15 protein-coding genes are annotated in these 15,215 nt (G+C 70.0%); 8 read left to right on the top strand and 7 right to left on the bottom strand.

Translation table 11 applies throughout. From position 1 onward, the window contains the following. A partial coding sequence (locus VG276_04670; protein HEV8648697.1) for a hypothetical protein occupies positions 1 to 193 on the bottom strand: 193 nt, incomplete at its 3' end. Between the two features lie 429 nt (positions 194 to 622). On the opposite strand from VG276_04670, the gene VG276_04665 reads away from it, so the two are divergent. The 5 genes from VG276_04665 (at position 623) to VG276_04645 (ending at position 5,269) form a co-directional block, all read left to right on the top strand. Beyond that, positions 623 to 820, top strand: a complete 198-nt coding sequence (locus tag VG276_04665) for a hypothetical protein (protein ID HEV8648696.1) — start codon at positions 623 to 625, stop codon at positions 818 to 820. A 163-nt stretch (positions 821 to 983) separates the two neighbouring features. Beyond that, a complete protein-coding gene (locus tag VG276_04660) occupies positions 984 to 1,544 on the top strand; it encodes a hypothetical protein (protein HEV8648695.1) in 561 nt (186 codons plus the stop codon). Positions 1,545 to 1,812: 268 nt separating this feature from the next. Then, positions 1,813 to 2,013, top strand: coding sequence for a hypothetical protein (locus VG276_04655; GenBank protein ID HEV8648694.1), 201 nt, complete (start codon positions 1,813 to 1,815; stop codon positions 2,011 to 2,013). Positions 2,014 to 2,045: 32 nt separating this feature from the next. Beyond that, the gene (locus VG276_04650; GenBank protein HEV8648693.1) at positions 2,046 to 4,568 is read left to right on the top strand and encodes an AAA family ATPase; all 2,523 of its coding nucleotides are present in this window, start codon (positions 2,046 to 2,048) and stop codon (positions 4,566 to 4,568) included. 368 nt (positions 4,569 to 4,936) lie between these two features. Continuing rightward, the gene (locus tag VG276_04645) at positions 4,937 to 5,269 is read left to right on the top strand and encodes a hypothetical protein (GenBank protein HEV8648692.1); all 333 of its coding nucleotides are present in this window, start codon (positions 4,937 to 4,939) and stop codon (positions 5,267 to 5,269) included. Positions 5,270 to 5,752: 483 nt separating this feature from the next. Here the strand turns inward: VG276_04645 and VG276_04640 are convergent, their stop codons facing one another. From VG276_04640 to VG276_04620, 5 genes are all read right to left on the bottom strand, one after another. Continuing rightward, positions 5,753 to 6,853: a DUF4232 domain-containing protein gene (locus tag VG276_04640; protein ID HEV8648691.1), complete on the bottom strand. Its 1,101-nt coding sequence runs from the start codon at positions 6,851 to 6,853 to the stop codon at positions 5,753 to 5,755. Then, positions 6,840 to 7,343 (bottom strand): sigma-70 family RNA polymerase sigma factor, encoded by a 504-nt coding sequence (locus VG276_04635; protein ID HEV8648690.1) that lies wholly within the window; start codon positions 7,341 to 7,343, stop codon positions 6,840 to 6,842. Before VG276_04635 ends, VG276_04640 begins: the two co-directional genes overlap by 14 nt. Positions 7,344 to 7,858: 515 nt before the next feature. Next, positions 7,859 to 8,926, bottom strand: coding sequence for a hypothetical protein (locus tag VG276_04630; protein ID HEV8648689.1), 1,068 nt, complete (start codon positions 8,924 to 8,926; stop codon positions 7,859 to 7,861). A 32-nt stretch (positions 8,927 to 8,958) separates the two neighbouring features. After that, complete coding sequence (locus VG276_04625) at positions 8,959 to 9,423, bottom strand: hypothetical protein (protein ID HEV8648688.1); 465 nt, start codon at positions 9,421 to 9,423, stop codon at positions 8,959 to 8,961. Between the two features lie 95 nt (positions 9,424 to 9,518). Continuing rightward, entirely contained in the window at positions 9,519 to 10,448 is a 930-nt protein-coding gene (locus tag VG276_04620; GenBank protein ID HEV8648687.1) for a hypothetical protein, read from the bottom strand. A 960-nt stretch (positions 10,449 to 11,408) separates the two neighbouring features. On the opposite strand from VG276_04620, the gene VG276_04615 reads away from it, so the two are divergent. Then, the gene (locus VG276_04615) at positions 11,409 to 11,861 is read left to right on the top strand and encodes a hypothetical protein (GenBank protein ID HEV8648686.1); all 453 of its coding nucleotides are present in this window, start codon (positions 11,409 to 11,411) and stop codon (positions 11,859 to 11,861) included. Further along, a complete protein-coding gene (locus VG276_04610) occupies positions 11,846 to 12,124 on the top strand; it encodes a hypothetical protein (GenBank protein ID HEV8648685.1) in 279 nt (92 codons plus the stop codon). The genes VG276_04615 and VG276_04610 overlap by 16 nt, the downstream gene beginning before the upstream one ends. Before the next feature lie 54 nt (positions 12,125 to 12,178). On the opposite strand, the gene VG276_04605 is transcribed toward VG276_04610, so the two are convergent. After that, positions 12,179 to 13,852: a right-handed parallel beta-helix repeat-containing protein gene (locus VG276_04605; GenBank protein HEV8648684.1), complete on the bottom strand. Its 1,674-nt coding sequence runs from the start codon at positions 13,850 to 13,852 to the stop codon at positions 12,179 to 12,181. Positions 13,853 to 14,577: 725 nt separating this feature from the next. Here VG276_04605 and VG276_04600 point away from each other — a divergent pair. Next, positions 14,578 to 15,215, top strand: a 638-nt coding sequence (locus tag VG276_04600) for an ATP-dependent RecD-like DNA helicase (GenBank protein HEV8648683.1), incomplete at its 3' end; no start/stop codon positions are given.

The raw sequence follows: 15,215 nt of genomic DNA, 5'->3' as shown, positions 1-15,215 counted from the left end.
GGTACGCGCGGGACCGGGCGTGGTCGTGTGGGAGGTAGGTCCACGCGTCGCCGTCGGCGCTGTAGTCTTCCCGCACGGTGCCCCACTGGCGTTCGCTCACGTACGGGCCCCACAGGTACCAGTCGCCGGCCTGGCGCAGGCCATTCTCCAGCCGCCCGAACCCCTCGACCCGCTCGCGCTCGGCGTTCGTCATCGTCGCTCCGTTCGTCGCAAGCTCAGCTCGACCATAGCGGCCCTCCGGCGGCCGGGCGACCCCCGGGGGGAACAGCTCCATGCCAGCACCCGTTTCGGTCACACGCCCTCTTGTGAGCCTGCGGTCTTGATGATGAGTCACTTGGCGCCAGATCTGTGCCCCAGCGCCTCGCGTGCAAATCGACAGTCGCCCCGCCGCAAACGTCGGGTTTATCCTCAGCAGACCATGCTTGGTCCTCAGCTGCGAGGCAACTGACATGCTGCTCGGCCGCCGTTTCGAGTGCGCGGCGCTCGACGAGCTGATGAATGCGGTGCGGGCAGGACAGAGCCGCGTCCTGGTGCTTCGTGGCGAGCCACCCGGCAGGTCCAGCTCGCCCGCGACGCCGGCGCCCTCACGGTGCTGCCCCTCGCATTGCATTACCTCGCGGGCGTGAACGTGCAGGCCGGGAAGCTCCGACAGGCGGTCGCGACGATCGAAGAAGCCGAGGCCATCACGACGGCGACGGGGAGCGCGCCGATGGCCTACGCCTCCCTGGTGCTCCTCGGCTGGCGCGGCCAGGAGGGACCGGCCTTCGAGCTCATCGATGCGATCCTCCAGGAGGCCACCGTCCGCGGTGAAGGAATTTAGGAGACCGATTTTATGGTTCTGGGCATTGGTCTGACAGCTGGCGCCAGGAGTGGAGCAGGACGGATGACTTCGCAGGCGGCGACGGGAAGACGCCACCTGCCGGGCCAGCCGTCGGCTGCACCGTGCCAGCCGCTGCCGAGCACCAGGCAGGAGCGAGCTCGTCATGAAGCTCGATGACGTGATACCCGACCCGCAATATCGCATGTGTCACTCCCGCAACGTCGCCGCCCCGCCCATCGTCGTGTGGGACGAGTTGCTCCGAGTGACCATGTCGGCTCTCCCCCTGGCGCGGGCGCTCGAGGGGCTGCGGCTCCTGCCTGCCCGGCTCGCCGGCAGGAACCATCGACCCTTGGCCGGACGCACCTTTCTGGACGTAACGCCCATTCCGGTCCTGGTCTCCGAGCCACCCCATCTCGTGATCTCAGCAGGCCTCAGCCAGGCTTGGCGCCTGCTGGGAGGATCGACACCGCCCCATCTGGACGCGGCGGCTCTGCGAGCCTGGTCGCAACCTGGATGGATCAAGGTCGCGATGGCGTTTTGCCTCGAGTCCACCCCGGTGGGCACGCTCTTGAGCACCGAGACCCGCGTTCTCGCGACCGATCCGCGGGCCCGGCGGGCCTTCGCGGCCTACTGGTTCCTCATCCGCCCGAGCAGTGGTGCGATTCGTCGCGAGGTACTGAGCGTCGTCGCGGATCGTGCGGAGTCTCCTCCCAGGGGCTGCTGACCCGTCCGCACGACCCGGCCACCTGGTGGGGCAGCTCGCCGGAGCTTGGCATGCCTGTCACTGAGGCGAATGGTGGGACCGGCAACCAGCAGGGAACGGTTCGCATCGTTCAGGACACTCCGTCCAGCCAGAACGCCCGGGACTACGATGGCAGCAGAACGAAACCCGCGGCGACCGTCGCGGCGAAGGTCCCGGCCACCATGGCCGCCGCCCGGCCGCCAGCGCCCTCCTGCACGCTCCCAGCCCGCTCATGGAGGCGTCGATCAAGATGGCCGAGCAGCTGGCGCCGAACCGCAGGTCATTTCACGGCGTCATCGCCGAGGCCGCCCTGCGTCATCACACTGCCACGGCCGGCGGCCCACCTTTGCGTCGCCAACACACCCGGCCGAGCGATCGGGGCGCGGCGTTCATTCACCGCGCTACCGCCATGGGCACCACCATCGATACCGGCGACATGGAGGCGGTGTAGTGCCGGTGCCGGGCAGATGGCTACCCCCCCGCCTGCGAGGACGCGCCGCACAGCTACGGGGCCGGCGCAGCGAATGCGACGTGCTGGACCGGCTCATCGAAGCTGTTCGCGCGGGTGAGAGCCGGGCGCTGGTGGTGCGCGGCGAACCGGGCATGGGCAAGACGGCGCTGTTGGACTACGTGGTCGAGCACGCGTCGGGCTGCCGTGTGGCGCGCGCCGCGGGTGTCCAGTCGGAGATGGAGCTCGCCTTCGCCGGGTTGCATCAGTTGTTGGCGTCGATGCTGGATCGCCTCGAGCGTCTCCCGGTTCCGCAGCGTGATGCGCTGCGGACCGCGTTCGGCCTCAGTCCCGGGTCGGCGCCGGACCGCTTTTGGGTCGCCCTGGCCGTCCTGAGCCTGCTGGCCGACGTGGCCGAGGAGCGACCGCTGGTCTGCCTGGTGGATGACGAGCAGTGGCTCGATCGCGCCTCGGCGCAGGTCCTCGCGTTCGTGGCGCGCCGCCTGGTGGCCGAATCGGTCGGCTTGGTCTTTGCGGCCCGCGTTCCGAGCGATGAGGTGGCGGGGTTGCCGGAGCTGGTGGTCGAGGGTCTGCGGGAGGGCGATGCGCGCGCGCTACTGGACGCGGTGCTCACCGGGCCGCTGGACGCGCGGGTCCGCGACCGGATCGTCGCCGAGACGCGCGGCAACCCGTTGGCGCTGTTGGAGCTGCCGCGGGGGTTGACGCCGGCGGAGCTGGCGGGCGGGTTCGGACTCCCCGACGCGGTACCGCTCTCGGGGCAGATCGAGGAGACCTTCCGGCGGCGGCTCGACGCTCTTGCGGCCGAGACCCGGCGCCTGCTGCAGCTCGCGGCGGCCGATCCGGTGGGCGATCCGGTGCTGGTGTGGCACGCAGCCGGGCGGCTCGGGATCGGTGCCGAGGCTGCGACGCCGGCGGCCGGGGCCGGCCTGCTCGAGGTCGGCGCCCGGGTGCGGTTTCGTCATCCGCTGGTGCGCTCGGCGGCCTACCGGTCGGCGTCGCTTCAGGAGCGGCAGGACGTGCACCGCGCCCTGGCGGAGGTCACCGATCCGGAGATCGATCCCGATCGTCGCGCCTGGCACCGGGCCCACGCCGCGCCCGGGCCCGACGAGGACGTCGCCTCCGAGCTGGAGCGTTCGGCCGGGCGGGCGCAGGCGCGCGGGGGCCTGGCCGCGGCGGCGGCGTTCCTGGAGCGCGCGGCGATGCTGACGCCCGAACCCGCTCGCCGTGCCCGGCGCGGGCTCGCGGCGGCCAGGGCGAAGCGCGACGCCGGCGCGCTCGACGCGGCACTCGGACTGCTGGTCGCGGTCGAGGCTGGGCCGCTTGACGCCCTGCGGACCGCCGAGGTGGAACACCTGCGCGGGCAAATCGCGTTGGAGCAGCAACGCGGCAGCGACGCTGCTCGGCTGCTCCTCAGCGCGGCCAGGCGCCTCGAGCCGCTCAACGCCGAGTTGGCGCGCGAGACGCACCTGGAGGCGCTCGTGGCCGCGATGGCCGGCGACCTCGACAACCCGGGCGGCGTGCTGGAGGCCGCTGAGGCCGCGCGCGCCGCGCCCCCCGGCCCCGACCCGCCGCGTGCGGTCGATGTCCTCCTTGACGCGTTCGCGCTGCGGTTGACGGAGGGGTACGCGGCGGCCGCGCCGACGCTGACCCGAGCACTCGAGCTGGTTCTCGCTACGAATGTCGGCACCGACGAGGTCGGCCGCGGGCTCTGGCTCGCCGGTTCTAGACCCAGCATCACGCTCGCCCTCGAGTTGTGGGACGCCGAGTCCTGGCATGCCCTGGCCGCCCGCCAGGCGCAGGTCGCCCGCGACACGGGCGCGCTCGTGCACTTGCAGTTCGCGCTCAACTCCCTCGCTGGAACTCACCTTCTCGCCGGCGAGTTGACCACGGCGGCTGTGATGATCGAAGAGGATCGCCTGATCGCTCAGGCGACCGGGAACCAGCCGGTTGCGTACACCGAGATGATGCTCGCGGCCTGGCGCGGCCAGGAGGCACAGGCGTCGGAGCTGATCGAGGCCACCTTGCAGGAGCCGACCGCACGCGGTCTGGGCATGTTTGTCAACCTCGCGACCTACGCGAGCTCGGTGCTCTACAACGGCCTCGGGCGCCACGACGCCGCGCGCGACGCCGCTTGGCGAGCATTCGAGCGCGATCAGGTGGGGTACGGGCCCCTTGTCGTGTCCGAGCTGGCCGAGGCGGCGTCCAGGACCGGTGACGTCGCGCTCGTCAGGGCCGCACTCCAGTGGCTGTCCGAGCGCACGCGGGTGACACCCACCGACTGGGCGCTGGGGATCGAAGCCCGCATCCGCGCCCTGCTCAGCGAGGGCGACATCGCCGAGCGCCGCTACCGCGAGTCGATCGCGCGCCTCGGCCGTACCCGCGTCCGCGCCGAGCTCGCCCGCACCCATCTGCTCTACGGCGAGTGGCTGCGCCGCGAGCGCCGCCGGCTCGACGCGCGCGAGCAGCTGCGCACCGCCCACGACATGCTGGCGACGATGGGCGTGGGGGCCGCCAGCCTCATCGCCGAACTCGTGTGAGGGGCCCGCCTCGGAGGCCGACCTCGGCCTCGGGGCGTCTGGCGAGACGACCAGCGCCACTAGCCGGGCGGGGGTCCGTGTACCCACGGTGTACCGCTGGCTCTCCGCAGGTCAGCGGCTTGCCCGCCGCTAGCCGTTGTGGTGCTCCCGAGCCTGGCCACTCCATTGGCTCAGGCTGGCATCGTCACAGAGACACACCGCGGCGTCCATCCGCCCATGGGCGCAGGCTCGGGCACCGAACACGTGATCTCCGGCTGCTGCCCGGTTCGGCTCGTGTAGCCTGATCCCCACTGGCTCCGCCGCCGACCTCGGCTTGGTCCTGGCCGCGCGGACCGTCCCCCCTTGTGGTCTTGGTGCTGGCCGGCGGCGTGTGGGCCGACCGCCTCCCCCGCCAGCGGCTGATGCTCGGCGCCAACCTTGCCCGCTTCGCCAGCCAGGGCCTGCTCGCCGCGCTGCTCATCACCGGCCAGGCGCGGCTGTGGCAGCTCGTCGCGCTCATCGCCGCCCACGGCACCGCCGCGGCGTTCTTCTACCCCGCCGCAAGCGGCCTGGTCCCCAGACCGTACCCGCCCAGGAGCTGCAACGGGCCAACGCGCTGCTGTCGCTGGCGCACAGCTCGGCAGCGATCATCGGGCCCGCGCTCGCCGGCGCGCTGGTCGCCGCCACCAGCCCGGGCTGGGCGATCGCAATCGACGCGCTGAGCTTTGCGGTCAGCGCGCTGGTGCTGGCGCGGATGCGCCCGGTCAGCGCGGTGCGGGTGGTGTTACGCGACATGCTATTTGGTGATGCAGCGACACTCCCGGTGATGATGAGGCCGGAGCCGGCCCGCCACGTCGATGACCAGGCACAACCGAACCGGCCGGTCACCAGCTTTCGTGTCGGCTCGGTTCGTGCACCCGCGCCGTCACCACCCAACTGTCGACGCCGGCGGTGCCGTGCCACGGCTCGACCGCGACCGAGATAGCGGACCGCCTCGAGGCATGCGGCCTAGTCGCTGGGCAGATGCGCGCGTCCGACCGCCGCGTCAAGTTCGTCGCCCTGCTCCCGCCGGCCGCGGCCTGCGGGAGCAGGTCACCGCGGTCGCGGTCCGCGCCCCGCGGGGTCCTGCTCGACCGCCTCGACACCGAGCAGCTGGCCACCCGCAACGACGGCTCGCCGGGGTCAGCGCCGGCCCGGACCGACGCTCACGGGCCGGTCACCGTGACCGGCACCTTCGTGCCGACACCGACGCTCTCCATGACCCAGGTCAGCACGCCCGCACCGGGTCGCAGCCTGGCTGGCAGGTCAAGGACCATCGCGAACGTCACCCGCTGGCCGGGGCCGATCGCCCCGACCGGGGCGCAGTTCAGCAGGTGGCGCTCGACGGCTTTGCCGTCGTTGCGGAGCAGCACCGCCTCCATGTAGCTGGGGCAGTCGCGCAGCGAGACGGGGCGCTCCGTGGGGTTGGCGAGCGTCACCGTGTAGCGCAACGGCCGCCCGGCGACGACCGTGGGCGGCAGCCCGATGGTCGCGGTGAGCCCTTCCAGCGGCGACGGTGGTGGCTCGGGCCGCTCGGCGGCGAAGGGCCCGCGCGACAACGACGACGGGGCGCCCGGCGCGTCGCAGCGGGCGGTGAGCTCCCTGGGCGTCCCGGCCTCGACGGTCGGGACCAGGGTGCCGCCACCCGGCAGGGTGACGCGCAGGCCAACCCGTCCGGGGTTGGGGCCGCACCAGTTGGACCAGACGAACGCGGCGGTGGCCGCCGTCCCCGGCCGTACCAGCACCCCGGTGGCCTGGCTCCGGCCAGAGCGCCCCGTCCTGGTCGGCAGCGCCCGGCCGTGCTGGTCGAGCAGCTGGATGGTCGGGTAGCCGTTGAGGGCGCAGACCGCCCCTCCCCGGCTGGTGAAGCGCACGCTGCCCACCAGCGATCCGGTCGCCCCCTCCCAACCGGCCGTGGCGTGGAGCCGGTCCGCGGTGCAGGCCGGCGTGCCAGGCGGGACCGCCGCAGGCCGCGCCGGGGCGGGCGGCCGGGGCGGCGCCGAGCTCCACGGGACGATCCCGCCAGGGGTGGCCGGCGCCTGGGTGGTGGGGGTCGGCGTCACCGGCCCGCTTGGCACCGGCGAGCTGGCCCGGGCGACCACCACCGCACCCACCAGCGCGAGGCCGAGCAGGACCACCCCGGCGGCCTGGCGCCGGCGGCGCCGGCGGCTGCGGTGGCGGATGGCGGCCGGCGCGGGTGGGCGGGCGTTGCGCGCGCCCTCCTCGGCCAGGCCGGCGAGCCGCTCGTCCAACTCATCCATGCGCATGGCCAATCTCCTCCCCCTCGGCGGCGAGCAGGCGGGCGAGCCTCGCGCGGGCGCGCGACAGCCGCGCCGTGACCGTCCCCACCGGGACCCCGAGCTCGCCGGCGATCTCCTGCACCGACAGGCCGACGACGTGGTGCAGGACCAGCGCCTCCCGGCCGCGCAGCGGCAGCTTGCGCAGCGTGCGGGTGAGCGCGACCGCGTCGACCGAAAGGGCCGGCACGTCGGCCGCCGGGCCGAGGCGGACCAGCAGCGCTGCGCGGCGCCGTGCCCGCCGCACGCCGCTGCTGGCCAGGTTGAGCGCGACGCGCCGGACCCATGCCTCGGGGACCTCGTAGTCGCGCACGTGGGACCAGCGGCCACAGGCGCGGACGAACGCCTCCTGGACGACGTCCTCGGCCTCCTCGAGGCTGCCGACGACGACGAGGAGCTGACCGACCAGCCGGTCGTAGGTGGCCGTGTAGAAGGCCTCGAAGTCCCCATCGCCGGTCATCATGGCCACCTTGGCGCGGCGTCCGTCACCAGAGATACACGCCCGGCCTCCGAGCGGGACTGCGTCCCGAACGTAACAATCTGATCACAGCCGCGTCCCGCCGCCTGCTTGTTCAGGTTCAGGTTGGCATCGTTCCGGGGCGAGTGTGGCGTCCGGCGGACGCCGGGCGTGGTGCGGCTCCGGGCCGGTCCGCCCAGGGGCAGGCACTCACCCAGGCGCCGGTTCGTCGCGTGGTGCCGGCACATCACCCTGGCCATGCTCGGGCAGGCGTCCGTGGCCGTGACCCGTGCGCAGGTGGCGTCGGGGACCGAGGGGAGCGGCGGCACGCGCAGAATCCCATCTTCTCGCGCCGCTGTTGCGGAACCAGCACCGAGCCCGAGGGGCCGAGCTGGTCTTCTGACCGTCGCAGTACCTGGCGAAGCCCCTCGCATTCGTCGTGGGCACTTGCCGGTCAGGCGGTGGCTTGATTCCTGACCGTCCTGCTGTGTCCGACGGCAGTGGCGCCACACGCAGCGTCACCGAGCGGATACGCCAACGTAGACGTGATCTCCGTATGCCCAGAAGGCAGAGCGACCTGCCAGGAGGTGGGCAAGGTCGGGGCCGGTCGTACCACTTCGGGCTGGTAGGGCTTCCCAGGTGCTGCCACGCGGAGAACGGACATAGGCCGAGGGTCCTTTCGACCCAGCTAGGAGAACGTAGACGCCTCCCTCGCTGTCTGTCATGTCCAGGAGTTCACTGCCGGCGGGGAGGTTGGACGGTCGCCACGTCCTTCCCGCATCGGTGCTCTCGACGAGGATCGCCGTGGTCGTGCCGTCCGCTCGCCGTGTGACGCCGCCCACGGCGAGCGTCCCCTCCTTCTCGATGAGAACTGCCCGGACCTCACTCATTCCCCGAGGCAGCTCGAGCATGGCCATCGACTGTCCGGCAGCTCGTCGCAGGAGTGCTTCCGATCGCCGGTCGCTGGCGCCAGCGGCAAGGACTCGACCGTCCCGGAGGCTCACGGCCGTCACGACAACGGTGCCGCGGCCAATGGTCTTGAATCCGGTGTCCTCGGACATGATCGTTACAAGGTCGGTGCTGCCGTCACGCTGGAGCGCGGCCACGGGTTCCCCGCTGGCGCTGACCGCAAGGGCCTGGGCCACCGAGTAGCCGGCGGGCAGCGCGCGACGCCGCCACGAACGCCCGTGGTCGGTGGATTCGGCGAGCAGGGCAGCACCAGACATGTCCCCGCCGGCGGCCCACAGGTCCTCCTTGTGGGCCGCCATCGCAGTAATTCGCTCGGCACCCGGTATGGACCCGATGACCTCGACTGTTCCGCTGATCGAGACACGTCGGACGGGCACCCCCGAGGGGTCCGCCGCCTGCCCCGCGACAAGCAAGGCACACCGGCTGGTCGGGTCCTCGACCGCGCTGAACGCCGCGGCAGGCGGCAGCGCCGCCAGCTCGCTGAGCCGAGATGGCCGGGACGCGCACGACGCGGCGGCCGTCGTCACAGCCCCCGTGCCCGAGTGAACGGTGGAGGTGCTGTCCTTGGGTCGAGCCTGCGTGCAGCCCACTAAGAGCACTGCCAGCGCCAGTGGCACCCAAAGCTTGCTGCTAGGCCCGCACCTGCGGGTCAGGACAGTTGCCCCGTCTCAGCGTCGTAGCGGTACTGCCGTTCGGAGTTCGACCGGATGGTGAGCACGTGACCGCTGGCGCCGAGGATCCGAAGTGCGCCATCCCCTGGCCGTTCAATGAGTCTCGCCTGCGGATCGATCGACTTGTTGTTGTACGAGAGGATGAGCAGCAGGCCCCGGGTCGGGTCGGTCCCCTGGTAGCCGGCGTAGACGGCGAGCCTGCGGTTGCCGACCTCGCCCTGCCAGCGGTTCACCGCCTGGAACTGCGACGCCGGCATGGGCGCCTCGCGATCCTGGAAGATCCCCGCCGGCCACGGCGGTTCCGGCTGCTCCGCGGGCCGCGACATCGCCGGGTCCGGCTTCGGGAGCTGACCGGCAGGGGGATGCTCGGCCGCGTTCTGCTGCCGCGCCTTCTCGGCTTGGAAGGCGGTGTCGCCGGCGGTCGCCGCGACCGCGGCGATCACCGTCGCTCCGCCAAGGACGGTCGCCAAGGCAAGGATGACAAGCAAACGACCGGTATGAGCGTCGGTGCGTGTTCTCGTGGCCATTACCCACCCCGCTAGTACCGGATGTCGGTGGAATGGAAGGAGGTGTCCGCCGACCGGCTGTCCGAGTTCAGCTGGTCGTACAGCTGTGACCAGCCCTGCGCCGGCGTGTTGTTCGTGCCCGAGCAGCCTCCCACCTGCAGGCAGGCGTAGTACTGCGTCAGCGAGGCGACGAAGTTCATCCTCGTGCTGTGGCGCGTGTACGAGTACAGCGCCAGGTACTTCCACTGCCGCGCCTGGGAGCCCGACGTCGTATAGATCTCCGGGACCGGCCAGGCAGGCGGCGCACCCCAGGAGACATACCACACATCCTCGGCGCCCCACTCGGGATGCGCCGCGGTGCCGCACTCGGTGGAGCTGGGAATGTGGTCGGTGGGACAACCGGCAGCGTCTCCGTAGTTGAACATCCGGTAGCTGTTCGCGCTGCCGTACCCGTTCACCCAGTTGCGCGCCGCCGTGGGTCCCGAAAAGCCTAGCTCGATATCGTTGGCGCCGGCCGCCGAGACCTGCGCGATCGTGGCGTAGTAGCTGCCGACCTCGTCCACGCGATTCGCGAAGAACGCCCCGGCACTGTAGGTCACCGAGCCCGCGGAGGTGTTCGTCCCCATGCCCACCTCCGTCGTGGAGGCGAGGTCACCGCCAGTGCAGATCCAATAGCCGCGGCCGTACTGCTTCACGCCCTCGCGCACGGTGCTCAGCGGCTGATCCGTGCCCCCGAATAGCGTCGCCATGTACGTGCCGCGACTGCTGCTGTAATATACCGCCCCGAAATCCAGGACGACGGTGCTGTGCTGCGTCCCCGCCCGGTTCAGGTCAAACGTGCCGTGCGCGCACCCGTAGTCGTACAGGGTCGAACCGCTTGCGGTCGTCATGTACCTGCTGATGTAGCGGGGCGGCGCCGCTGGTGCGGCACCAGCCGCCCCCTCCAGCACCGTGACCGACATCAGCGGTAACAACAGCAGAGCACAGCAGACGACTATGGCTCGGCGGACATAAACAGACCGGCCCATAGGCCACCCCCAAGATCCGGGTGCCGCGATGACGCTGAGCACTTGAGACCGCGGCGCCGTGACCGCGCTGCGTTATCGAGCGTTATCGAGAAGGGGGATAGGGAAGAGGGGGAGGGGGAGGGATCACACCCGATTGCCGCCGACCAGGAGTGCTGCCACAGCCAACGTCCACGATGCCGATCTCCCGGGCCACCCTCCCGGGTCGCTCCGGCAGCCTCCGGATCGTCGCAATGAGAGCATGGCGGGCGGACCTTGTCAATGGCCACGGCTGTCTCATGGAGACTGAGCAGTGCTCAATTCCTCAACTCGGATATAGATAGCGTAGTGCGCTAAGGGAAGCTGTCAGACGCATGGGCTGAAGGAGCCCACGTGCCCAAGCTGCGGCACGCCCGCTCACCCTAAGGATCCCGCCGAGGAACGCACGATCTGCAAGCTCGCGCGCAGCCAGCACGCCCCGGCGACTGGATCCAGCGCGCGAGGATGGTCGCCCGCAGCTGGAGCGGCGCCCGCACACCCAGATCGGCGTCGAGCTCGGCTGCCACCCCAGACCCTGCACGAGCGCATCGCCCGGTTCAACGCCGAAGGCTCGACGGGCTTAGGGCCCGCCCGGGCGGCGGGCTGCCGGGGGCGGCTCACCCAGCACGAGCGCAGCCGCATCATCGCGCTCGTCAAGGCGCCACCGCCGCGGCGGCTGGCCCGGCAGGCCGACGGCACCTGGCCGTCGACCACGAGGGCAAGCCGCCCACTGGACCTGGACGCGTTGACCGCAGCCGCCCACGAGCTGGCCATCCAGGCCGAGCGCAGCCAGGTGCGGCGGATCCTGCTCCGCGAGGGTGCGTTGGCGCCGGACCCGATGTTGACCATGGACGCCATGGTTGCCTGCAGCGCCGCGACTTGCGACGCAAGCCGGCCGCCGTATTCACGTTCATGTACCGCCCCATGTTCAACGGGACTGTCGCTCTACAGGTGGCTGCGGGCGGCTTCATGAGTGAGCTGGCCGCCGGCTGGGCCGAGGTCCGAGGCCGCACCTGGCTGTGGGCGACCATCGCCGACTTCGCGCTGTACCAGGTGGGCGCGCTCGGCGCGCTGTTCGTGCTCGGACCGCTGGTCGCCGACCGTACCCTCGGCGGCCCGTCCGCCTGGGGCGTGCTGCTCGCCGCACTGGGCATCGGCAGCATCCTTGGCGATCTTGTCGCGCTGCGGGCTGCGCCGCAGCGGCTGCTCGTCGCCATGACCTGGCCCTGCTCGCCACGGCGCCGACGTTGCTGCTGCTTGGGCTCGCCGCGCCCGTCTGGACGATCGCCGGGGCGCAAGTCCTGTATGGCGCCGGCATGGCGTTCGCGGTGACCCTGTGGTTCACGGCCTTGCAGCAACACGTGCCACCGCACGTGCTGTCGCGGGTTTCCGCCTACGACTGGTTGGGATCGACGGCGCTGCGCCCGGTCGGCCTGGTCGCCGCCGGCCCGATCGCCACCGCGGTCAGCGTACGAACGACCCTGCTGGGGGCCGCGACGCTCGTGGTCGTGTCCTCGCTCGCCCTGCTCAGCCTGCCGAGTGTCCGCAGCCTGCGACGACGCGAGGACACCGAGGCCACGCAAGCACCGTCATGAGCTCCAGGGAAGCTCGAAGGTGGCGAAGCTCGTCCGAGCCGCAGTTCGCCACGACTACGACCTGCCCCGGGGCGCCCAGCGGTAGGTCAGATAAGCGCCATTAATGGAATGCGTAGGCTCCCCTCTTGCTGGTGCGGCAACACTGCCGCTCCAAGATTCAAAACAGCTCTCGAGGAAACCGATGTCGAGCCCGGTAAAGCAGAAGGGCTCACCAGTCGGCGCGGCCACATCGCGCGCAGGTGAACCTGGAAGCGTGTAGAAGTCGTTGTGTCTCGGGTTCGGCACAAACAGTGGATCTTTGTCGATCACGGATGCGCTGTCGTAGCCACGTGCTTGCCATGCCGCCCACGTCGTGATTGCCGTGGTGTTGAAATCGATTACCGGCGGTGCCTGAAAAAACAGGTTGTTGTTACTGCTAAGCACGGGTACGTTTTGCTTATAGAGGTTGAGGCCAATGTTGGCGCGCGCCACGATGTTATTTAGTAACTGGACGCGCTGTACGGGCGCATCACTTCCGAGGCGAATCGCGCGATAGGCAAGGTTGTAGAAGGTGTTATTCAAGAACCAGACATCCTGGACGTGACCTGGCGCCTGGAACCCGTTGCCTTCGGCGAGGACTTTGCCGCTCTCGATAATTCTCGGTGCGTCGAACACAAGGTTGCGCCGAGCCAAGACGACACCGACGGTACCATTGCCAGCGCCGATGGTCAGTGCGCCACCACTGTCCCACACCCGGTTGAGCTCGACCAGGATGCCGTCGGCATTCTCGTGGACCACCATGGCGAACCCCTGAGGACTTCGATTCTGAGCGAGTGCCGCTCGGTAACCATAGATCTTATTGGCGCGTACTGACACATTGTGACAGGTCTTGATGTCGACGGCGTTCTCGACATCCTGGTAGAACCGGTTAAATTCGATGGTGATGTCGGTTGGAACACCCGGACGCGCAGGGTTGGTGTTCTGACACTGTACTGAGTCGCCGTCGTTGCCGTAAGAGCGGTTGCCCTGGATGAGCACCCGGGCTGAACCGGAGTTAATTAGGACGCCATGACGGTCGACCGCTGAGTTTGGTACCGGTGTTGCCGGGTTATTATGCACGATGCCCTTGAGCAGCGCCGCATCAGTGGCACCAGAGAACGCCACCGCGCCCCCGCCAGTGCTGTTCATGGCCTCGATATTCTGGGCAACAGCATGATCGACGCCATCAAAGCGGATGGCATTGTCTCCTGACCCGGCGGCATCAATCTTGAAGCCCTCAACGATCCAGTAGCTCCTGGTCAGCCACAAGAACGGGCCGCTCAGGGGCGGAGCGCCTGGGGACGGAACCCCGCCCAGGATAGTTGGTGCCTGCTCGTTCGGGGCGGCCGTCAGCCGGATCGGCTTGGCCGGCAACCCCGCATTGGCGGTTGGCACGCGCGACTCTTGGTATGTGCCGGTGTGCACGTGGGCAGTCTGTCCAGCGGTCAGCGTCGTCAGCGCCTTGCCGATCGTTGCCCAAGGCCGTTGGGCGGTGCCGGGGTTGCTGTCATTGCCGCCATCAGCGGGAGTCCGGACATGGAAGATCTGTTGTGGCTGAACCGACAGGAACGTCAGATCAGGGCGAGCCTGCGCCCCGATCTGTGGTGAGTGCGACACTGACGAAGCCGCGCGCACAGTGGCGCCACCGAACACCACAGCAGCCGCCAACAACGTCGCGAGGAGGACCGGAAGGGGCAAGAACCTGCGCATCGGAACCTCCCCGGGGTCTGGCTAGTGTCGCAGAGCGGGAAGAAAGGTCAGGCAAGACAAGACGGCCGGAGGCGCATCGCTCTCGGGGGACATCCCGGTACCCCTCGGCTGTTGGTGTTCCCACACCACCACGTCCAGTCGCAGCCGTTGCGAGCCGGGCTGCCCGGTCAAGGTCAAGAACGCCCAACGTTGCTTGTTCGTCTCCACGCAGAACTGGTAGCCAGGCCGGAGCTGGTTCACCGGCATGTTCCGCGGTGGGTTCTCCCGCAGTTTGGTGGCGCAAGTCCGTCTGCTGACCGCAAAGCCAGTCCCGAGGGGCACCACACGAGTCCACCGATTCGGTCCAATGAGGCCACCCTGGATCCGCGGCGTTCGAGGCGGGCGGACTGATCGGCCGGTATCAAAGTAGATGTCCCCCTCATAGCCATCGATCCCCTGATCCCAATTGACATCCTTGGAGTCAAGGTCCGCGTGGAGCCCGACACCAAGGAGGAGTTCGGCGTGGCGTCGCACCGAGCAGCAACGCAGTGACGGTGGGCTGCTGCAGTCTCGCGAGGATGGGCGGGCGCGCCGTCTGACGTCCAACGCCAGCGATACGTTCTGACGCGCTCTACTGAGCTGCTGGCCGCCACGTCGAGCGGGTCGGGTTGCGCTCGTCGACGGTCGGCGGTGACCACCGCAGTGCCGGGATGGCGTCTGCCCAGGGGAGCTGCCAAGCTTCCCAGGTGAACACCGGTTCGGTCCCGCCCGCGACCCTGGACGCGGTGCTTGAGCGCATCACCTACGCCAACCAGGAGACCGGCTACACCGTCGCCCGGGTGGCCACCGACCGTTCCGGCGATCTTCTTACCGTGGTTGGCCCCCTGCTTGGGGCGCAGCCGGGTGAGCGCCTGCGCCTGCGGGGCCGCTGGCGCAGCCACCCCCAGTACGGCCGCCAGTTCGAGGTCGAGGCCTACCAGACGATGCTGCCCGCCACCGTCCAGGGGATCCGCCGCTACCTCGGCTCGGGGCTGATCAAGGGGATCGGCCCCAAGATGGCCGAACGGATCGTCGACCACTTCGGCCAGGCCACCCTGCGGGTGATCGAGCAGGAGCCCGGCAGGCTGGTCGAGGTGGCGGGGCTTGGCCCCAAACGCACCGCGATGATCACCGCTGCGTGGGAGGAGCAAAAGGCCATCAAGGAGGTGATGGTCTTCCTGCAGGGCGTCGGCGTGTCGACCTCGCTGGCGGTGCGCATCTACAAGAGCTACCGGGACGACGCGATCCAGGTCGTCCGGCGGGAGCCGTACCGGCTCGCCACCGACGTGTGGGGCATCGGCTTCAAGACCGCCGACACGATCGCCCAGCGCCTGGGGATCCCCCA

Source organism: Actinomycetes bacterium, from assembly GCA_036000965.1.
Lineage (GTDB): Bacteria > Actinomycetota > CALGFH01 > CALGFH01 > CALGFH01 > DASYUT01.
This window is presented reverse-complemented; position numbering and strand designations above follow the sequence as displayed.